The following is a 19,723-nucleotide window of genomic DNA, read 5'->3' as shown; positions in this document are numbered from 1 at the left end:
AAGGGGCTCTGCGGAGCCCCTTTTCCTTTGCGGTTTTCAGAGCGTCAGCGCCAGCAGAAGCGCGCCGGCCACCAGGGCGATGCAGGCGCGCCGGTAGAGATGCAGGGCGCGGGTGATGTCCTGCGCGGTCGCCGCGGTGCGGCCCGGCCCCATCCAGGCGTCCTCGATCCGCGAATCGCCATAGACCCGCGGCCCGCCGAGCCGAAGGTCCAGGGCGCCGGCCATCGCCGCCTCCGGCCAGCCGGCGTTGGGGGAGCGGTGACGGTGGGCGTCGCGCCGCACCGACCGCCAGGATTCGTCCGCGTCGGCACCCTCGGTGAAACGGGCGGCCACCCAGATCAGAAGCGCCGACAGGCGGGAGCCGGGCAGGTTGACCAGATCGTCCAGCCGCGCCGCCGCCCAGCCGAAGGCCTCGTGCCGGGGCGTGCGGTGGCCGATCATGCTGTCCGCGGTGTTGATCGCCTTGTAGAGCGCGATGCCCGGCAGCCCGCCGACCAGCAGCCAGAAGGCGGGCGCCACGACTCCGTCCGAGAAGTTCTCCGACAGGCTCTCGATGGCGGCGCGGCTGACGCCGTGCTCGTCCAGGGAAGCCGGGTTGCGGCCCACGATGCGCGACACGGCCTCGCGTGCCGCGTCCAGCCCGCCGCTGCGGAAGGCGGCGGCAACCGCGGCCACATGGTCGTGCAGGCTGCGCTGCGCCAGCAGGGTGGAGGCCAGCGCGGCCTCCAGCAGGCCGCCCAGAGGAAAGTGCCGGCACAGGGCCGCCACCGCCGATGCCGCCCCGCCGACCACCAGCAGCAGGACGAGCAGGGCGAGCACCCCTGCCGCCTTCCGCACCGCGAAAGAATCGCTCTCCCGGTTGAGTGCAGGATCGAGCCGGGCGATAAGCGCACCGATCCACACCACCGGGTGACGGATTTGGGCGTAGAGTGCGTCCGGATAGCCGGCGGCGGCCTCGATGAGGAGAGCGGCGGCGAGCACGGACGGATGAAACTCCACGGGACGGAATCCTTTGGGGAAGGGAAGGGGCGGGATGATGGCGGAAACGGTGGCGGGGTCCAAGGGGATCGTCCATGGCGGCGACCTCGACGGCGCGCGGGCGGCCTTTCCCGGTGCGCCGGAACCCTGGGTGGACCTGTCCACCGGCATCAACCCCTGGCCCTATCCGCTGCCACCCATCCCGGTGGACGCCTGGGCGCGCCTGCCGGGCCGCTCGGCCGAATCGGCGCTGCGCGAGGCCGCGGCGGTCTGCTACGGCGCGCCGTCGCCGGACAGGGTCGCGGCGGCCCCCGGTTCGCAGGCGCTGATCCAGATCCTGCCGCGGCTGCGGGCGCCGGGAACGGTCGCCGTGCTGGCGCCGACCTATGCGGAGCACGCGGCGGGATGGGCCGGCGCCGGCCATCGCGTCGTCGCGGCTGCGTCGCTGGCGGGATGCGATGCCGACGTGATCGTCGTCGTCAACCCGAACAATCCGGATGGCCGCATCGTCCCACCGGAAATCCTGCTGGCGCTGGCGGAGCGGCAGGCGGCGCGGGGGGGCTGGCTGGTGGTGGACGAGGCTTTCGCCGAGGTCACCCCGGAGAGCAGCGTGGCGGCGGAGGCGGGGCGGCCAGGGCTGGTGATCCTGCGTTCCTTCGGCAAGTTCTTCGGGTTGGCCGGTCTCCGGCTCGGCTTCCTGCTCGGCGAACCGGCGCTGGTCCGGGCGCTGCGCGCCGCCGTGGGGCCTTGGGCGGTGTCGGGTCCGGCGCTGTCCGTCGCCACCGCGGCGCTGTCCGATTCGGCCTGGATCGCCGCCACCCGCCGCCGTCTGGACGCCGCCGCGGCACGGCTCGACGCCCGGCTGGCGGAGGCCGGCCTGACGATCGTCGGAGGGACGTCGCTCTTTCGTCTTATTTGCGAACCCGGGGCGGTTGCGCTTTACAATGAGTTGGGGCGTGCCGGGGTGCTGGTGCGCCGGTTCGACTATCGGTCGGACTGGCTGCGGCTGGGGCTGCCGGTGGACGGAGCGGCAGAGGATCGCTTGGCCGCTGCATGCGAAATGTTCAAAATTCGATAGATTTTGGTTTCGTTTTGGGCGATCACCACCATAGCGCGACAAGATGGCACACAGAGGCCAAAAGGCGCATCGGCTAACGTACTCTTGGTTTGCCCCTTCGTGGCGCAAGAATCTTCCATGACGCTGTGGGGGCCATGCTTGATTCGGTCGGATCGATGAACCCTTCAGGGGACGCGGAGGAAACCCGGGTGGCGCTGTGGCGCGTGTTCGACACGCTGCCGACGGGGGTCTGCGTCACCAGGGACGACGGGATCATCCTCTACGCCAACCCGGCCTTGCACAGCCTGCTTCACTACGCCCCCGGCGCCCTGACCGGCCTCGGTCTCGCTGCGCTCGAACTGGAGGACGTCTTCCTCCCGGCGCCGGCGGATGCCTCCGGCGAACGACGATTGCGGCGCCTGGACGGCGGTATCGTCTGGGTGGCGGAGTCGGTCGGCCCCATCGCGGACCCTCAGGGCGAACGGCTGTCCTTGCGCATTCTCACCGACGTCACCCACCACCGGCAGGCGCAGGCCGCTCTGCGCGACCAGCTCCTGATGAAGGAGGTTCTGTTCGAGACGCTTCCGGTCCCGGTCTTCGTGAAGAACGCGGCGGGTGAGTACACCGACTGCAACGACGCCTTCGAGCGCTACACCGGGCTGGAGCGCCGGAGCATCGTCGCCAAGACCGCCTTCGCGGTGATGGACCCGCAGATCGCCAAGCTGCACACCGACCAGGACCGCGAACTGATCGTCAACTGGGGCCAGCGCAGCTACGAGGAGGCGGTGCCCTTCGCCGGCGGCTCGACCCGGCTGACCAGCCTGACCAAGGCGGTGTTCTGCGACAACGCCGGAAATCTGGGCGGCATCGTCGGCGTGATCCACGACCTGACCGAGGGGCTGCCCAGCGAGGAGCGGCTTCAGGCCATTCTGGAGCAGAGCCCCATCGGCGTTTCGGTGTCGCGCCGCGAAGACGGCAAGATCGTCTTCGTCAACACCCGCTTCGCGGAGCTGATCGGGCTGAAGCGCGAGGATCTGATCGGCCGGCAGGCCCGCGACTACTATCTGGACCGCAACCAGCGGGAACGGGTGATCGAGCGGCTGCGCTCCTACGGGTCGGTGACCAACATGGAGGTGCAGTTCCGCCGGGCCGACGGATCGTCCTTCTGGACGCTGTTCACGGTCAACCAGGCCGTGATTCAGGGCGTGCAGGTGAATCTCGCCTGGATCTACGACTACACCGACCGCCGGAACATGGAGGAGGCGTTGCGGGACATGGCCTCCCGCGATCCGCTGACCGGCATCTACAACCGGCGCTCCTTCATGGAGCTGGCGCGCTCCCAACTGGCCCGCGCCCACCGCTTCAGCGAGCCGATGTCGGTCTTCGTGCTCGACGTGGACCATTTCAAGCGCATCAACGACAGCTACGGCCACGCCACCGGCGACGACGCCCTGCGCATGGTGGCGGGCGGCTGTCAGGCGATCCTGCGCGAATACGACATCCTGGGCCGTCTGGGCGGGGAGGAGTTCGTTGTGGTCCTTCCCGGCGCCACGGCGGAGGAATCCCGCGTGGTGGCGGAACGGGTGCGCCGGCATCTGTCCCGCATGGCGATCCCGGGGCCCGAGGGCCGGTTCCATCTGACGAGCAGCATCGGTATCTCCGCCCTGGACGGCGCCTACGACACGCTGGAAAAGGCCATTCACCGCGCCGACCTTGCGCTCTACCGGGCCAAGCGCGAGGGGCGCAACCGGGTGGTCGTCTACGAACAGGGCATGTGACACCGCCATCTTTCGGCGAATTTTCATAAAATTTCAGTCATGGAAGTGGCTGCCTTCCCGTCCGGGACTCCGAACCGCGCGGCGTGGTTCAACCCTTCATGCGCGTGACGCATGTGGTACAATTTGCCGCACTCCTGAGCCGTCCGTTTTTAAAGCAATCCGGTTATTACGTACGCTATGAGTTGATTAACGAAAGGTAATACCATCGGGCGAAGGGCTGGACCGTTCGCCGGGTATTCGAAGCTCTCCGGGCGTTTGAGAGGCGGACGGTCATGGCGGTCGGCACAGGCGGCGCAGATGGTACCCTGACCGGGCGGGAGCGGACCTTCCACCGCGACGAGATCATCGTCTCGAAGACCGATCTCAAGGGACGCATCACCTACGCCAACGACGTGTTCCTGCGCATCAGCGGGTACAGCGAAGCGGAGCTTCTGGGGCAGCCGCACAACATCGTCCGCCATCCGGACATGCCGCGCTGCGTCTACAAGCTGTTGTGGAGCCGGATCGAGGCCGGGAACGAAATCTTCGCCTATGTCATCAACCGGGCGAAGGGTGGCGACCATTATTGGGTGTTCGCCCATGTCACCCCGGTCTTCGGCAATCCGGACAACGGGAACGGGCGGTCCATCACCGGATACCATTCGAGCCGGCGCGTGCCGGCGGGGCCGGCGGTGGAGGCCGCGGCCGGCCTTTACGCCGCGCTGCGGGCGGAAGAGGCGCGGCACGCCGACCGGAACGCGGCCATGGCGGCCTCCGGGGCCATGCTGGAAAAACTCCTGCGCGACAAGGGCACGAGCTATGACGAGTTTGTCTTCAGTCTCTAAATCGCTCGCCGCCGCCGTTCTGGTCGCCCTGCTGTCGGCGGCGCAAGTGGTGTATGGTCTCGCCAGCGGGGACATCGCCGCCGCCGCGCTGGGCCTTCTGGCGGTCGTGCCCTGCCTTGCCGCCATCCGCTGGCTGTCCCTGACCAACCGGACCATCCGGAAGGCGATGGAGGTGATCGCAGCGGCGGAGAAGGGGGATCTTCAGCCGCGCATCCTGAACATCCGGGGAAACAGCCCCATCGCGGACATGCTGCGGACCATCAACCGCCTTCTGGACCGCGTGGAATCCTTCGGCAAGGAGGCCAACGCGGCCATGCAGCACGCGGCGGAAGGCCAATATTACCGCCGTATCGTGATGACCGGCATGGTCGGGGAGTTCGGCGCCTACGCCCGCCAGATCAACGACGGCCTCGCCGCCATGGACGGCAAGAGCCGCGAATTCGTGGAGAGCGCCACCCGCATCGGCGCCAACATCAAGGAGGTGGCGCAGAGCCTGTCGGCGAGCGCGGCCCAGCTCGAAGCCTCCTCCACCGCCATGACGGCGACCGCCGCCACGACCAGCGAGCAGTCCTTTTCCGCGGCCTCCGCGGCGGAGCAGGTGTCGTCCAACGTGGACGGGGTGGCCGCGGCGACCGGCGAGGTGTCGGGCGCCATCGGCGAGGTGGCCCGCGGCGTGTCCCGCACCGCCGACCTCGCCCGCAGTTCGGTGCAGAAGGTGCGGGAGGCGGACTCCACCATCCAATCGCTTCTGGCCGCCTCCGACCAGATCGGCGCGGTCGTCCAGCTCATCAACGACATTGCCAGCCAGACGAACCTGCTGGCGCTGAACGCGACCATCGAGGCGGCGCGGGCCGGCGAGGCCGGAAAGGGATTCGCGGTCGTGGCGACCGAGGTGAAGAACCTCGCCAACCAGACGGCCAAGGCGACGGAGGACATCACCGCCCAGATTGCCCAGGTCCAGTCGGTGACCCGCGACACGGCGGCGGTGATCCAGCATGTGGGCGGCATGATCCACGACATCGACGAGATCGCCGTGGGCATCGCCGGCGCCGCCGAGCAGCAGAGCGCGGCCATCGACGAGATCAGCCGCTCCATCCGCGAGGCATCGGCGGGCGTGCGCACCGTCGCCGACGCGGTGACCAGCGTGTCATCCGGCGCGCAGGACGCCAGCGCCGCCGCCAGTCAGGTGCTGTCGTCCGCCGGGGAGCTGGCGCGCCGCGCCGTGACGCTGAACGGCGACATCGACAGTTTCGTGGCACGGGTCTGCGGCGGGCAGCGCTGAGAAAGGACGGGGCTCCGCGTCTGGGGCGTTTTCTTTCCCTATGCATGACCGGATATGACGCCATCCCTGCGGCTTTATGTCCTTGGGGTGGTATGATTGATCGATTTTCATCCGAACTGATAGACTGCCTCCGGTGATTTGCTGGAGTGCCCGTATGTGTCGTCTGTTCGCCCGTCTGTCCATCACGGCCAAGGTGGTGGCCTTGAGCCTCGGCGGGCTTCTGCTGCTGGCGGCCTGCACGGTCGCGGTGTCGCTGCACCTGATCCGTGCCGAGATGGCCGAGCAGGCGGCCCGCCGCCAGGAATCCAACGTCGCCATCGCGTGGGAGGTGCTGCGCCATCTGGGATCGGAATTCCGCGTCCAGGACGGCAAGCTGTACGCCGGCAACACGGTGCTGAACGACAACAACGAGGTGGTCGACCGCATCGCCCGCATCGGCGGCGGCGGGGTCGCGTCGGTGATGATGGGTGACACGCGCGTGGCCACCAACGTCATCAAGCCGGACGGCAGCCGGGCCATCGGCACGCGGCTGGGGCCGGGGCCGGTCTCCGACGCGGTCCTGCGCGACGGCAAGCCCTACTACGGTGTGAACGAGGTTCTGGGCGAAACCTACTTCACCGCCTATGAACCGATCCGCGATGCCAAGGGGGCGGTGATCGGGGTGCTGGTGGTCGGGCTGAAGAAGAGCGACTTCTTCGCCATGGTGAATCCATTGATCGGAGCCATCGCGCTGACGGCCGGCGGGGTGGCGCTTCTCGCCTGTCTGATGTCGATCCTTCTGGTGCGCCGGCTGCTGTCGCCGGTCGGCCGGCTGAACGCGGTGCTGGGGCGTCTGTCGGCCAACGATTACGACGTGACCGTTCCCGCGACGGACCGGTCGGACGAGATCGGCGCCATCGCGCGCGCCATCGTCGCCTTCAAGGACAGCCTGCGGCAGGCCGCGGCCCTGAAGGCGCAGCAGGAAGCGGAGAGCCGGACCCGGATCGAGCGCGCCCAGCGCATCGAGCTGCTTCTGCGCGACTTCGAAGGCAAGGCGGAGGAGCGTCTGTCCGCGGTGAACGCGGGCGCCGACAAGATCCGCGCCACGGCGGAGGACATGGGCAGCGGCGTCAACCGCACGTCGCGGCGCACGCTGGAGGTCGCCCGCTCCGCCGAGCGGTCGCGCAGCAACATCCAGCAGGTGGCCAGCGCGGCGCAGCAGCTCTCCGCCTCGATCCGGGAAATCGGCAGCCAGGTGGTCGGCTCCTCCGTCATCGCGACGGAGGCGGTGGAGGAGGCGCAGCGCGCCAACGTCATGGTGCAGAGCCTCGCCCAGGCGGCAGAGCGGATCGGCGAGGTCGTCCAACTCATCACCGCCATAGCCAGCCAGACGAACCTGCTGGCCCTGAACGCCACCATCGAGGCGGCGCGGGCGGGGGAGGCCGGCAAGGGATTCGCGGTGGTGGCGAGCGAGGTGAAGAACCTCGCCAACCAGACCGCCAAGGCGACCGAGGACATCGTGGAACAGATCGGCGCCGTGCAGGAGGCCACCGGCGCGGCGGTCGGCGCCATCGGGTCGATCAGCGGCATCATCGAGCGCATGCGCGAGGTCTCCTCCACCATCGCCACGGCGGTGGAGCAGCAGCGCGGCGCGACGGAGGAGATTTCCCGCAACGCCCTGTCGGTCAGCGACGACACCACCACGGCGGCGCGCAGCGTCGTGGCCCTGACCCAGGCGAGCGCGGCGTCCTACGGGTCCGCCTTCCAGGTGCTGTGGGCGGCCAAGGATCTGCGGGAGCCGGCGGAAGCGCTGCGCAATGAAGTGGACGTGCTGCTGGCCGGCGTGCGAAACGCCTGACCGTGCCGGATGCAGCCGCAAGACCGTTCAATGATGGGTGCGATATGAACTACACCGTCCGCAACCAGGGCGCCGTCCGGGAAATCGACCTGCGGGGGCAACTGACCTTCGAATCCAACGACGATTTCCGCAAGATCATCGAAGGCATGGAAGGCGGCGCCTTCACCGACTGCGTGCTGAACCTGGAAAGCCTCGACTTCATCGATTCGGCGGGACTCGGCCTTCTCGTGCTCGCCAACAACACGGCAAACCGCTCGCGGGTGAAGCTTCGGCTGCGGCGGCCGCGCGGGCAGGTGCGGGAGATGATCGAGATTTCGGAGTTCCACACCATCATCACCTGCGATTTCTGATCCTCGGTGGCGACGAACGCGCCTGCCGGGCCGACCGCCGCGCGCCCAGCCTCCGGCGGCCAAAGGGTGCTGCTGGGTCAGCCGCGGGTCGGCGTGGCGTCGGCGTTGCGCGACAGCTTCGGGGCCATCGGCGTCCGCACCGTCGATCTGGCCTTCGACCCGGAAGAGACATTGGCATTGGCCGAGGCGACGCGGCCCGACCTTGCGCTGCTGGACTGGTCGCTGGTTCGGGGAACGCCGGAATTGATCGACGGGCTGCGCGCCGGCTGCGGCGTTCGGGACCTGCCGGTCGTGGTGATCGGGCGTTTCGCGTCGGCGGCGGAGCGCGGGCGGGCGCTGGCGCTCGGCGCCACGGACATCATCGCGCGCCCGGTCCTGCGGACCGAACTGAACGCCCGGCTGCGCCTCCATCTCGAAAACCGCTCGCTCAACCGTTCCTTGCAGGAGGTCATACGCAGTCTTCAGGCGTTCCACACCGGCGCCGTCCAGCGCATGGCGATCGCCCGCGACATGCAACTCGGCCTGTTGCCGGACGCCGCCGAGGTGCGGGATCTGGAGAAGCGCTACGCCGTCCGGCTGGACAGCCATTTCGAATCCAGCTCCGAATTGGGCGGCGACATCTGGGGCGCGCGGGCCATCGACGCGACGCGCTTCGCCGTGTTCCTCTGCGACTTCACCGGCCATGGGGTGGCGGCGGCGCTGAACACCTTCCGCCTGCACGCCCTGCTCGCCAAGATCGACCTGCCCGGCGACGATCCGGCGGCGATGCTGGGGGCGATCAACCGCTTGCTGGTCGGGCTGTTGCCGGAGACGCAGTTCGCGGCGATGCTCTACGCGGTGGTGGACACCGCGGAACACCGGCTGACCTATGCCACCGCCGGCGCGCCGAAGCCGATCATCGGCGTTCCCGGCCGGACCCTGCGGGTGGGGGAGAGCGTCGGCCTGCCGCTCGGGGTTTCGGCGGAGGCCCGCTACCGCAACCGTTGCCTCGACTTCCCGCCCGGCGCCTTCCTGTTCCTGTTCAGCGACGCCCTGTTCGAAGCGCGCGATTGGGAGGGGCGGCCCTTCGGCTATGACGGAGTGCTCGACCTCGTGCGCCGGTGCAGCGGAGAGGGAAAGCTGCCGGCCCTGCTGGAGCGCTACTTCACGGTGATGCCGCGCCCGCTCGCCGACGACCTGACGGCGCTCTGGATGACCCGCGCGATGTAACGGAGCCGACCGTCAGGGATCGGCCAGCCGCACGGTGCCGACCACGGTGCTGCCGCTGCCGAGGTAGGTCAGCTCGTCGAAGGCGATCATGCGGGCCAGCGCGATGCCGCGGCCATGCGAGGCGCTCAGCCGGTTGGCATCCATGGAGAGGTAACGGGTCCAGTCGAAGCCTTCGCCCATGTCCGATACGGTGAAGGCGACGGACCCGGGGGCACGTTCGATTCGCAGGGTGGCGAACTTGGCGTGGTTCTCCGGGCGGGCGAGCCGCTCCTCGATCTCCCGTGTCAGGCGGTTGCCCTGCTTCAGCGCGCTTTTCGTCTCGTAGCCGATGCCGAGATTGCCGTGCTCCACCGCGTTGAGAAGCAACTCCACCAGCCCGAAGGCGAGCTTGCGGGTCTTCGGCAGCGCGGAGGACACCGCGACGGCGAGATTGTGGGCCTCCTGCGGGGTACGGAAGTGGAAGACGCCCTCCTGAAGCAGGGCCATGGCCCCGGCGTGGGAGCGCACGTCGCCCTCCAACCGCTTCAGCCGCGTGTGGTCGTCGATGGCCGCCGCCGCGACGGAGCGCAGCAGATCCCCATGATAGGGCTTGATGAGATAGTAGAAGACGCCGGCCTGGATCGCCTGCGCGATGTCCGCGCTGCTGTCGGAGGTGGTCTGCATGACCACGGGAATGGAGGCCAGCTCCGCATCGGCCTTCATCCGGGCCAGCAGGGCCACGCCGTCCATGTCGGGCAGGTGCCGGTCCAGCAGCACCATATGCACCGGCTGCCGCCGCCCGGACAGAAGCTCCCAGGCCGCCTTTCCGGTCGGAACCTCCAGTGTCCGGTAACCCATGCGCGCCAGATAACCGGACGCGATGGCACGGCTCATCTCCTCGTCGTCCACGACGAGGGCGGTGATGGGATCGGCCATGGCGGCGAACTCACGTCGGAATGCGGGAAATGCCTCACCGGTCTTGCAATTTTACACAAGTCCCTTCCCCGGTGCCACCATCTCCCGCCCGCTCGGCACATCGTCCCGGGGGGCGCAAGCCCGCTCGGCCTCCCTCAGGGCGGCTTCCAGGGCCTGGATGCGGTCCCCGGCGATGCTGGCGGCGTCCTTCCGACGGGCCGCCGCCAAAAGTCCGTCGGCCAGCGCGGCGGCTTCGGCGAAGCCGACGTTGCCCGCTGCTCCCTTGAGGATATGGGCCTCGCGCTCCACCACGGCGAAATCGCCGTCCTGCGCGCCCCGCCCCAGCCGGTCGAGGTGGATGGCCGTTTCGCGGAGGAAGGTTTTCATCAGCAGGGCAAAGCCTTCGTCCCCGATCGCGGCGCGCAGGTCCTTGCGCTTGGCGTGGTCGATCCGCGGCGGGGCCGCCTTGGCCTCCGAATGCGATGTCGGTTTGACGGCACCGCCGCCCATCCCGGAACCGCCCCAACGATTGACGACTCGAAGAAGCTGCTCCGCCGCGATGGGCTTGGGCAGGTAATCGTCCATTCCGGCGGCCAGACACGCGGCCTGATCCCCCATCATGGCGTTGGCGGTCATGGCGACGATGGGAACCTGGGCGGCGGGGCCGTCGAGTTCGCGGATGGCGCGGCTGGCCGCGAGTCCGTCCATCTCCGGCATCTGCACATCCATCAGGACGAGATCGTAGGGCAGGGCGGCGACGGCGTTGACCGCCTCCAGCCCGTTCGACACGGAATCGACCATATGGCCGGCCCGCCGCAGCAGGGCCAGAGTCACCTGGAGATTCACCGGGTTGTCCTCGGCCACCAGAACGCGGCGGCGGGCCGTTCCGGGCGCCTCCCCTGGCGATTCCCCTGGCGATTCCATGTCGGGCGTGCCTTGCCGTGCCGGGGGTGCGCCCTGCGACGGGTCCCCTGGCTCATGGCGGTGGAACAGGCGCGACAGGGCCGCGCGGAGCGCCGCGGAGCGGATGGGCTTGACGATCCGCACCTCGTCGACACCGGCGGCGTTCCCGTCCAGCTCGTCCATCCGGTGGGACGAGGCCAGCGCCAGAGGAAGGTCGGCCAGGGCGGGCTCGGCACGGATGCGGGCGGCCAGTTCCGGCCCGGTCAGCCCCGGCATGCAGAGATCGAGGATGGCGGCGTCGAAGGGCCGGCCCTCCGCCCGAGCGGCCAGAAGCCGGCGCAGGGCATCCTCTCCCGTGGCGATGGACTCGGTCTCCAGCCCAATCGCGGCGAGCTGACGGGCGAGCAATTCGCGGTTCACCGTCACATCGTCCACCAGCAGAATCCGCCGCCCGGCCCAGGAGCCCGGCTGCCGCGGCGCGGGCGCGGCTTCCATCCGGGTGCCGCGCCACAACGGGATGGTGACCCAGAAGACGCTGCCTTCGCCGGGCATGCTGTGCACGCCGATGCGTCCGCCCATCAGCTCCGTCAGGCGCTTGCAGATGGCCAGGCCCAGCCCCGTCCCGCCGTGACGGCGGGCCGACGACCCGTCCACTTGGCTGAACATGGTGAACAGCCGCTTGCGGTCCGCCGTGGCGATGCCGATGCCGGTGTCGCGCACCTCGAACCGGACGGTCACGGGTGTTTCCTGCGGGGCGCGGTTCTCCGCGCCTTGCGGTTCCGGCCCGCCGTCCTCTTCGGTGGCGGTCTCCTGCTCCACCGACAGCACGACGGTCACGCTGCCGTGGTCGGTGAACTTGATCGCGTTTCCCGCAAGGTTGATGAGGATCTGGCGCAACCGCCCGGGATCGCCACGCAGCGGCGCGTGCAGAGCCGGAGGAACGTGGAAGGCCAGTTCCAACCCCTTCGCGGCGGCGCGCGGGGCCAGCAGTTCGACGACGCTTTCCACCAGCGGCACGGCTTCGAAGTCGGAAATCTCCAGCGTGAGGCGCCCGGCGTCGATCTTCGAGAAGTCCAGGATGTCGTTGATGATGGTCAGCAGCGATTCCGCGGAATCGCGGATGGTGTCGGCATAGCCGCGCTGCTCGTCGTCGAGGTCGGTTTCCTGAAGCAGGCCGGCCATGCCGATCACCCCGTTCATGGGCGTCCGGATCTCGTGGCTCATGGTCGCCAGGAATTCCATCTTGCTGCGCTGCCCGGCCTCGGCCTTCTCCTTGGCGTCTGTGAGTGCCCGCTCCACGCGTTTGCGTTCCGACAGGTCGCGGAAGAAGGCGGCGAAGAGGATGCCCTGCTGCGTCCGCACCTCGGCCAGGGACAGGTCCAGGGGAAACACCTCCCCATTCATCCGCAACCCGTCCACCTCGCGGGAGAAGTTCGGGCCGATCCGGCGGGAACCCGCCGCGATGGCGTCCATGATGCGGCTGTGGGCGGCGTGGTGCCGCTGCTCCATCAAATCCCGCAGATGGCGTCCGATCAGGCTGCCGGGCGGATAGCCGAAGATGCGGTGGGCCGCGGTGTTCGCGGACTCGATGACGCCGTCGGCCCGCGCCGTCAGAATGCCCTCCACGGCGGTTTCCAGAAGCGCGTTGAAACGGGCGTTGCCGTCCTCCAACTCGGCGTCCTTGCGGCGCAGCACGGTCAGCACGGTGGCGAACAGCAGGATGACCAGCCCGGAGCCCAGCGCGATGGCGGCGAGTTCCATCTGGTTGGTCCACCAGCCCGCCAGTTCCTCGTCCTCGCTGCGGCTGATCGCCAGAACCAGCGGCCAGATCGGCGTCACACGATAGGCGGTGATGCGCGCGCTCCCGTCCGGCGCGGTTTCCCGGAACACGCCGCCTTCGGCAGCGGGAACATGAAGCCGAAACAGATCGGTCCCCGCCATCAGCGCGCCGATGCCCTCCGCCCCGTCCTGCGGAAGCCGGGTCAGAAGCACCCCGTCCTGGCGGTAGAGAGACACCGTGCCACGCAGGCCGTTGCGCACCGCCCGGAAGACGCTTTGCAGATATTCGGGATTGACCGAGGCGACCGCCACTCCCAGAAGCTCCCCATCCGATCCGCGGATGGCCCGGCTCATCGGCAGGACCCATTTTCCGGATCGGTCGCCCGCCACGCCACCCGGCGCCAGGAAGCGCCCCCGCACCGGATTGCCGACATGGAGCCCGCTGCTCCTCCCGGACAGGTGGGAGCGGAACAGGTCCAACTCGGCGAAGGAGGAGCCGACCAGCCGCGGGTCCTCCGTGGTTGCCGCCAGAACGCCGTACCGGTCGAGCACGGACAGGCCGCGGATGTGCGGCGAGCGGCGGAGCCGCTCCTGAAGCAGGAGCGACAGCGCGGCGTCTTCGCCGCCTTGAGCTGCCGAACCGCGCAGCAGGCCACTGAAATGCACGGCATCGCCGACGGAGGCCAGCGTGACGTCCACCGTCTGGACCGTGCGGCTGATCGACGCTTCCAAAGCGCTCGCCAGATTGTCGACGTTCTCCGCCGCGTTCTTCAGCGTCAATTGCCGGTCGACATGGACGTCGTAGGCGACTGCGAACAGAAGGGCCATCACCGACAGGAAGGCCAGCGCGAGGAGGGCACCCCGATGCTGGAACAGGCCAGATCCGGCCATCACGCGCGGCTCCATGGGGGTGTGCTGACGTCGCGAGAATCTTAACAGGGGGCTGGCGAATCGCAAGCATCCGCTGTGCAGCAAGGGGGGGCGGTGCTATCCTGCCGCGGTCTGAGAGGCCGATTTCGGGGCCGCAATCCGGGGGCGCAAGGGCGTGCGGCGTCTGTTCATCGCACTGACGGCATTGGCGCTTCATACGGCGCTCCAGACGTCGTTTCTGGTCGCCGGCACGGCGCCGGCCCAGGCGGAGAGCCGGCTGGACCGGGTGCAGCGCACCGGGCTGCTTCGCGTCTGCATGTGGCCGGACTATTACGCCATCTCCTACCGCAACCCTTACAGCGGGGAGCTTCAGGGGCTGGACATCGACATGGCGCGGGCCTTCGCCCAGGATCTGGGCGCGCGGGTGAGCTTCATGGAAAGCGGTTTCCCGAGCTTCATCGCCGACCTGCTGGGCGACCGGTGCGACATCGGCATGTTCGGGATCGGCGTGACCGCGGCCCGTGCGGAGAAGGTGGCCTTCAGCCGGCCCTACCTGCGCAGCGGCATCTATGCCGTGTCCTCCCAGACGCATCCGCGCATCCTGCGGTGGGACGATCTGGACCAGGAGGGCATGGTGGTGGCCGTCCAGAAGGGCACCTTCATGGACGATTTCGCGCACCGGACCTTTCGCAAGGCCAGCGTCCACATCGTGTCGGGACCGCAGGAGCGGGAGGAGGAGGTCCAGTCCGGACGCGCCGACGCCTTTCTGACCGATTATCCCTATGGGCAGCGGATGCTGGCCTTTCACCAATGGGCGCATCTGATCGCGCCGGATCGCCCGGTGCAGACCACGCCCTATGCCTATGCGGTGGCGCCCGGGGACCCCGCTTGGCTGGATCGGGTGAACCGGTTCGTCGAGGCGGTCAAGGGCGACGGGAGGCTGGAGGCCGCCGCCGCCCGCTTCCGCCTGACCCCCATCGTGTCGCGGGATTAGATTTCACCCCCTCAGATTTCGACCCCCGTCAGATTTCCACCTGGGTGCCCAGCTCGACCACCCGCCCCGGCGGGATGCAGAAGAACTCCGTCGCCGACAGGGCCGTCTTCGACAGAAGGATGAAAGCGGGCTCGCGCCAGCCGGGCAGGCCGGTGGAGCGGGACGAGATCAGGGTCTCGCGGCCCAGGAAGAAGGACGTCTCCATCATGTCCAGATGCAGGCCGAAGCGGCGGCACCGCTCCAGCGCGCGGGGAATGTGCGGCTGCTCCAGATAGCCGAAGCGCAGGACGACGCGGAAGAAGCCCTTGCCAAGCTTCTCCACCATCACGGCGCGGTCCGGGGTGACGCGGGGCACCTCCTCGATGATGACGGTCATGACCACCACCCGCTCGTGCAGCACCCGGTTGTGCTTGATGTTGTGCAGAAGGGCGTGGGGAACGACGTCGGGGTTGCCGGTCATGAAGATGGCCGTCCCGGCGACGCGCTGCGGCGATTGCGGCGAGACGCGCTGAAGGAACAGGTCCATCGGCAGGGCGTCGGCGTAGAGCCGTTCGGCCAGGATGCGGCGGCCCCGGCGCCACGTCGTCATCAGCGTGTAGACCGCCGCGGCGATCAGAAGCGGAAACCAGCCGCCGTCCGGCACCTTCAGCAAGGTCGCCCCGAACAGCGCGAGGTCGATCACCAGCAGGATGGAGAAGGCGGCCACGACCAGCAGCGGGTTCCAGCGCCACAGCCGCCACGCCACCACCGCGGCCAGGATCGTGTCGATGGCCATGGCGCCCGTCACCGACACGCCGTAGGCGGCGGCCAGATTGCTGCTCGACCCGAAGCCGATCACCAGGATCACCACGCCGATCAGCAGCAGCCAGTTGTTGCGCGGGATGTAGACCTGCCCGACCTCATGCTCCGAGGTGTGGCGGATCTCGCGCCGCGGCAGGTAGCCGAGCTGCACCGCCTGCCGGGTCAGCGAAAAGGCGCCGGAGATCACCGCCTGGCTGGCGATGACCGTCGCCGCCGTGGACAGGATCACCAGCGGAAGCTGCGCCCAGTCCGGCGCCAGATGGAAGAAGGGGTTCTCCAGCGTCGCCGGTTCGTGCAGCAGCATGGCGCCCTGCCCGAAATAGTTCAGCAGCAGCGCCGGCAGAACGAGGTAGAGCCACGCCAAACGGATCGGCGCGCGTCCGAAATGGCCCATGTCGGCGTAGAGCGCCTCCGCCCCCGTGACGGCCAGGACGACCGCGCCCAGCGTCAGGAACGCGACCCAGCCATGGTCGAAGAACAGCGCCACCCCGTAGAGCGGGTTGAACGCGCGCAGCACGTCCGGCCAGTGCATCACCTGCATCAGGCCCAGCACCGCCAGCGTGGTGAACCAAACGCCCATGATCGGCCCGAAGAAGATGCCCACCCGGCCCGTTCCCTGCCGCTGGAAGAGGAACAGAAGGGTCAGAACCGCAACCGTGATCGGGACGATGTAGGGGGACAGGGCGGGGGTGACGACCTTCAGCCCTTCCACCGCGCTCAGCACGGAGATGGCCGGGGTGATCAGGCTGTCGCCGTAGAACAGCGCCATGCCCAGGATCGCCAGCGCCATGATGGCACGGTTGCCGAAGGTGGAACTCAGCCCCCGGTGCGCCAGCGTGCCCAGGGCCAGCACGCCGCCTTCGCCGCGGTTGTCCGCCCGCATGACCAGCAGCACGTATTTCAGGGTGACGACGATGATCAGCGCCCAGGTCGCCAGCGACAGGATGCCGAGAATGGTCGGCTCATCCAAGGGAAGGCCGGTGTGGGTGAAGGACTCCCGCATGGTGTAGAGCGGGCTGGTCCCGATGTCGCCGTAGACGACGCCCAGCGCCCCCAGGACGAGGGCCGGCATGCGGTTGGACTGAGAAGAATGGCCCGTGGGGGCCGAACCGGGGGCGGAGACCGGAGCGGCGCCGTTCGGTCCGTCACCGGTTTGCTGGTTGCCGCTGTCCATGATGGTCCGTTCGTTCGGATCGCGGTCCGGTGTCGGTGATTCCGCCTTGCGGGTGGAATGCCCCGGCCGCGATTCCTCTCCTTACATCAACCCTTCCCCACAACACCATATGGTTCCGGTTCCGCAACGCCGCCAGCCAGGGCGTGGAAGGCTTCACACCAAGAGGGAGGGGCCGGAACGGAATGGAACAAATTAAGAACTTCGAGGCTTGCGTTCATTTTTCGTTCTGGTATGACTCTCCTCATCGAAGCCGTCGCCATCCTTCGCAGCTTGCCCGTCGCGGCGCTGCCCATCGATGAAGGAGATTGCCATGTCGATCCTGGTTTTCCTGCGTGAACTCGCCGGTCTGGCGGCCCTGTTCGGCACCCTGTTCGTCTGGACGTTGCTCGGCCACGCCGCCGGACTTTGATGGGGCGGGTTCTCCGAAAGGAGTCGCCATAAGGGATGATCCTCCTCTGGATGATCATCCGAAATCCCAGGCAACCCTTGGCGTTCCATCGCTTACATCCGGAAAGCGTTCCCCGTACCGCTCCGGCGCCTCCAGCCGGGGCAGGGCAGGGGCGCGACGATGAGAAACCCGCCGGTCGAAGCCGGCGGGCGGCGACAACGCGGATTGCTGGGATCGGGACGGATGCGAAACTTCTTTCGGAAGCGGCGGGCGACCGCCGATGCGGATGACCGGATGTCCATGGGCGGCGGCATCACGGGTGGTGGAGCGGCCGGACCGGGCTCTGCCACCGGCAACACGGCTCACGGTCACCCACCGACTCAATCCCAGAGCCCCCTCGCGGGCCGTCCGGCACCGCACCTGCGGCCGGTCGGCGGTCCCATCGGAGGCGGGCTTGGTGGAGGTGGTCTGGGTGGAGGTGGTCTGGGCGGCGGTGGTCTGGGCGGCGGTCTGGGCGAGACCATGCGCGGCCCGTCGGGCCTGCGGCACGACCCGCTGAACAGCCCTCTTGGTGGCGGTCCGGGCGGCGGTCTCGGCGCCCAGCGCGGCCAACCGTCCGCCGACACGGAGCTTCCCCGCTTCACCATGACGGTGAACGGCGGGCTGCGCGGGCCGGGGGCGGTGGGCGCGCCGGCCATGCTGAAGGGGCTGACGCCGGAGTTGAACGGTCTCCTGCGCGAGGCCTTCACGCCGACGCGGCCGAAGCAGCAGTTGAACTCCCTGTTCATCGGGCGGACCGACACGCTGAAGCGCATCATCTCCGCCATCGAGGAGGAGCGGGCGCACGTCATCCTGTTCGGCGACCGGGGTCGCGGCAAGACCTCCGTCGCCAACGCCATCGAGAAGATCGCCGGTCAGGCCGGTTACCTTTCGCTGAAGCTGACCTGCAGCGCGGAGCTGAGCTTCGAGGACATCTTCCGTCATTTCCTGAAGAAGATCCCGTCGACCTATTACCGCTCGGGGGTCGACAATCCCTTCGCCTCGCGCCGCAGCTTCACCAGCTTCAACGAGCTTCTGCCGGAAGGCGGTTTCAGCGTGACGGAGCTGAACGAGGTGCTGGCGGGCATCCACGCCACGCATGTGCTGCTGATCCTCGACGAGTACGACCGCATCACCGATGAGGATTTCCGCAACAAGCTGGCGGAGCTGTTCAAGAACCTGACGGACAGCTCGATCCCCGTGACCCTGCTGGTCGTCGGCGTGGCGGAGAACCTCGACCAGCTTCTGGGCAAGCACCCGTCGATCCAGCGCTCGCTGGTGCCGGTGCATCTGCCGCTGATGACCGACGTGGAGATCGGACGCCTCATCAACGCGGGCGCCGAGAACGCCGGCATCGCCTTCGCGCCGGAAGCGGTGGACCGCATCGGCGAGTTCGTCCGCGGGCTTCCCTATTACGCGCAGCTTCTCGGCCTGCACGCGGCCCGCAGCGCGGTCAGCCGCGGCTCGACCGTGGTGGAGCGGGAAGACCTCGCCTACGCCGTCACCCGCTGCCTTCAGGAGGCGGAGCGCGGCATCGTGGACTCCTACGCCCGCGCCCTGGCCGCCGAACGCCGCGCCGAGCTGGAGGACGTGCTGCTCGCCTGCGCCCTGTGCCCGGCGGACTCCTACGGTACCTTCGACCCGAAGGAATTGGCCGGACCGGGCGGCGTCCCGCCGACCAGGGAGGCTCTGGACATCCTGGAACGGCTCTGCCGGGAGGAGTATGGCGGCGTGCTGGCGCCGGTGGTCGAGCCGGGTTGGACCCGCTACCGCTTCCGCAACCAGATGATGCGCCAGTATGTGCTGATGCGGCAGGCCCACGAGCGCGGCCAGATCTGACGGTCCATCCGCGGCAGACTGGTCCGGGGAGGCCCCTTTCCGCTTCCGGGCGGGAAGGGGCCTTCGTGCTTTCGGCGCGTCAGCGCGAGTCGAGCAGCATGGCGACGAGCACCGCCCCGGCAACCAGCGTGCACAGGGCGGCCACGATGGCAAGGCTGCGCAGGAATTGGCGCATTTCCCCCTGCTTCCAGGCGCTGCGGGCCAGCAGAAGCAGGTAGGCCATCGCCGCGACGCCGATCACCGTTCCCATCGCACCACGCACCGCATCCGTAGAGGCCATGTTTCCGCCATGTGGTTTTATGACCTATGGCCGTGGGTCGGAAGCGATCATAGGACGCACAACGCCGGGCGCGGGTGCGCTTCCTTGGCATGAGTGCCTCCTCTCCGTTTGGGTTCGGAACTTTTGGCAACTCCGATGAACCGGCTCCCTCCCATGCGCATCCAAAACGTGCGGCGTTTCGCAAAAAGGAGTTAGACAACTCCAGAAATATACTTTCGATTGGAGAGTGCGAGTACTTTAAAAGGGACGCAATAACCCATGATTAAAAGTAGCTTTGCGCATATGCCCAATGCGTTCTTCTTTTAATCCCACAGAGTGGTACCGTAATGCACGACACAGGGGTAAGGTCATCCAAAATATCGGCACGTCAATGCCATCGGTGGGGCACGGGTGGGGGAAACCTCGGGTGATTGGTAACCTACAAGATTGCCCAGGGAGTCAGAGCAA

The 19,723-nt window shown here is 68.2% G+C and carries 14 protein-coding genes; 9 read left to right on the top strand and 5 right to left on the bottom strand.

The window, feature by feature from the left end; genetic code table 11:
• Positions 1-36 precede the first annotated feature (36 nt).
• Positions 37-999, bottom strand: a complete 963-nt coding sequence (gene cbiB, locus DS843_RS10440; RefSeq protein WP_149468819.1) for an adenosylcobinamide-phosphate synthase CbiB — start codon at positions 997-999, stop codon at positions 37-39.
• 34 nt (positions 1,000-1,033) lie between these two features.
• Here cbiB and cobD point away from each other — a divergent pair, with 34 nt between their 5' ends.
• From cobD to DS843_RS10405, 7 genes are all read left to right on the top strand, one after another.
• Entirely contained in the window at positions 1,034-2,056 is a 1,023-nt protein-coding gene (gene cobD / locus DS843_RS10435; protein WP_149468818.1) for a threonine-phosphate decarboxylase CobD, read from the top strand.
• Between the two features lie 188 nt (positions 2,057-2,244).
• Positions 2,245-3,813 carry a sensor domain-containing diguanylate cyclase gene (locus DS843_RS10430; protein WP_286192037.1) on the top strand — a complete coding sequence of 523 codons (1,569 nt, stop codon included), beginning with the start codon at positions 2,245-2,247 and terminating at the stop codon, positions 3,811-3,813.
• Positions 3,814-4,085: 272 nt separating this feature from the next.
• Positions 4,086-4,637 carry a PAS domain-containing protein gene (locus tag DS843_RS10425; protein ID WP_149468816.1) on the top strand — a complete coding sequence of 184 codons (552 nt, stop codon included), beginning with the start codon at positions 4,086-4,088 and terminating at the stop codon, positions 4,635-4,637.
• Entirely contained in the window at positions 4,612-5,919 is a 1,308-nt protein-coding gene (locus tag DS843_RS10420) for a methyl-accepting chemotaxis protein (RefSeq protein ID WP_149468815.1), read from the top strand. The genes DS843_RS10425 and DS843_RS10420 overlap by 26 nt, the downstream gene beginning before the upstream one ends.
• Positions 5,920-6,073: 154 nt before the next feature.
• Positions 6,074-7,756 (top strand): methyl-accepting chemotaxis protein, encoded by a 1,683-nt coding sequence (locus DS843_RS10415; protein WP_149468814.1) that lies wholly within the window; start codon positions 6,074-6,076, stop codon positions 7,754-7,756.
• Positions 7,757-7,800: 44 nt separating this feature from the next.
• Complete coding sequence (locus DS843_RS10410) at positions 7,801-8,106, top strand: STAS domain-containing protein (RefSeq protein WP_149468813.1); 306 nt, start codon at positions 7,801-7,803, stop codon at positions 8,104-8,106.
• A gap of 66 nt (positions 8,107-8,172) precedes the next feature.
• Entirely contained in the window at positions 8,173-9,315 is a 1,143-nt protein-coding gene (locus tag DS843_RS10405; RefSeq protein ID WP_167525258.1) for a PP2C family protein-serine/threonine phosphatase, read from the top strand.
• Between the two features lie 12 nt (positions 9,316-9,327).
• Here DS843_RS10405 and DS843_RS10400 read toward each other — a convergent pair whose 3' ends face one another.
• Together DS843_RS10400 and DS843_RS10395 are read right to left on the bottom strand one after the other, a co-directional pair.
• Positions 9,328-10,230 carry a response regulator gene (locus DS843_RS10400; RefSeq protein WP_149468811.1) on the bottom strand — a complete coding sequence of 301 codons (903 nt, stop codon included), beginning with the start codon at positions 10,228-10,230 and terminating at the stop codon, positions 9,328-9,330.
• A gap of 51 nt (positions 10,231-10,281) precedes the next feature.
• Entirely contained in the window at positions 10,282-13,782 is a 3,501-nt protein-coding gene (locus tag DS843_RS10395; RefSeq protein WP_286192036.1) for a response regulator, read from the bottom strand.
• 154 nt (positions 13,783-13,936) lie between these two features.
• On the opposite strand from DS843_RS10395, the gene DS843_RS10390 reads away from it, so the two are divergent.
• Positions 13,937-14,755, top strand: a complete 819-nt coding sequence (locus DS843_RS10390) for an ABC transporter substrate-binding protein (RefSeq protein WP_286192035.1) — start codon at positions 13,937-13,939, stop codon at positions 14,753-14,755.
• Between the two features lie 28 nt (positions 14,756-14,783).
• Here the strand turns inward: DS843_RS10390 and DS843_RS10385 are convergent, their stop codons facing one another.
• Positions 14,784-16,628, bottom strand: a complete 1,845-nt coding sequence (locus tag DS843_RS10385) for a potassium transporter Kup (RefSeq protein ID WP_149468922.1) — start codon at positions 16,626-16,628, stop codon at positions 14,784-14,786.
• Positions 16,629-17,640: 1,012 nt separating this feature from the next.
• Here DS843_RS10385 and DS843_RS10380 point away from each other — a divergent pair.
• Complete coding sequence (locus tag DS843_RS10380) at positions 17,641-18,996, top strand: ATP-binding protein (RefSeq protein ID WP_286192033.1); 1,356 nt, start codon at positions 17,641-17,643, stop codon at positions 18,994-18,996.
• A gap of 79 nt (positions 18,997-19,075) precedes the next feature.
• On the opposite strand, the gene DS843_RS10375 is transcribed toward DS843_RS10380, so the two are convergent.
• Positions 19,076-19,276 carry a hypothetical protein gene (locus DS843_RS10375; RefSeq protein WP_149468809.1) on the bottom strand — a complete coding sequence of 67 codons (201 nt, stop codon included), beginning with the start codon at positions 19,274-19,276 and terminating at the stop codon, positions 19,076-19,078.
• Positions 19,277-19,723: the final 447 nt, after the last annotated feature.

Origin of the sequence: Roseomonas genomospecies 6 (genome assembly GCF_008365375.1) — a bacterium.
GTDB lineage: Bacteria > Pseudomonadota > Alphaproteobacteria > Azospirillales > Azospirillaceae > Azospirillum.
Note: the sequence above shows the minus strand (reverse complement) of the source record. Positions and strands in the feature narration are given on the sequence as shown.

Excerpts from the sequence above, each read along its gene's own strand:
- DS843_RS10415 (WP_149468814.1), top strand. The coding sequence starts at position 6,074 with ATGTGTCGTCTGTTCGCCCGTCTGTCCATCACGGCCAAGGTGGTGGCC.
- DS843_RS10400 (WP_149468811.1), bottom strand. The coding sequence starts at position 10,230 with ATGGCCGATCCCATCACCGCCCTCGTCGTGGACGACGAGGAGATGAGC.
- DS843_RS10420 (WP_149468815.1), top strand. The coding sequence starts at position 4,612 with ATGACGAGTTTGTCTTCAGTCTCTAAATCGCTCGCCGCCGCCGTTCTG.
- DS843_RS10410 (WP_149468813.1), top strand. The coding sequence starts at position 7,801 with ATGAACTACACCGTCCGCAACCAGGGCGCCGTCCGGGAAATCGACCTG.
- DS843_RS10395 (WP_286192036.1), bottom strand. The coding sequence starts at position 13,782 with ATGGCCGGATCTGGCCTGTTCCAGCATCGGGGTGCCCTCCTCGCGCTG.
- DS843_RS10375 (WP_149468809.1), bottom strand. The coding sequence starts at position 19,276 with ATGGCCTCTACGGATGCGGTGCGTGGTGCGATGGGAACGGTGATCGGC.
- cobD (WP_149468818.1), top strand. The coding sequence starts at position 1,034 with ATGATGGCGGAAACGGTGGCGGGGTCCAAGGGGATCGTCCATGGCGGC.
- DS843_RS10380 (WP_286192033.1), top strand. The coding sequence starts at position 17,641 with ATGCGCGGCCCGTCGGGCCTGCGGCACGACCCGCTGAACAGCCCTCTT.
- DS843_RS10425 (WP_149468816.1), top strand. The coding sequence starts at position 4,086 with ATGGCGGTCGGCACAGGCGGCGCAGATGGTACCCTGACCGGGCGGGAG.
- DS843_RS10385 (WP_149468922.1), bottom strand. The coding sequence starts at position 16,628 with ATGCCGGCCCTCGTCCTGGGGGCGCTGGGCGTCGTCTACGGCGACATC.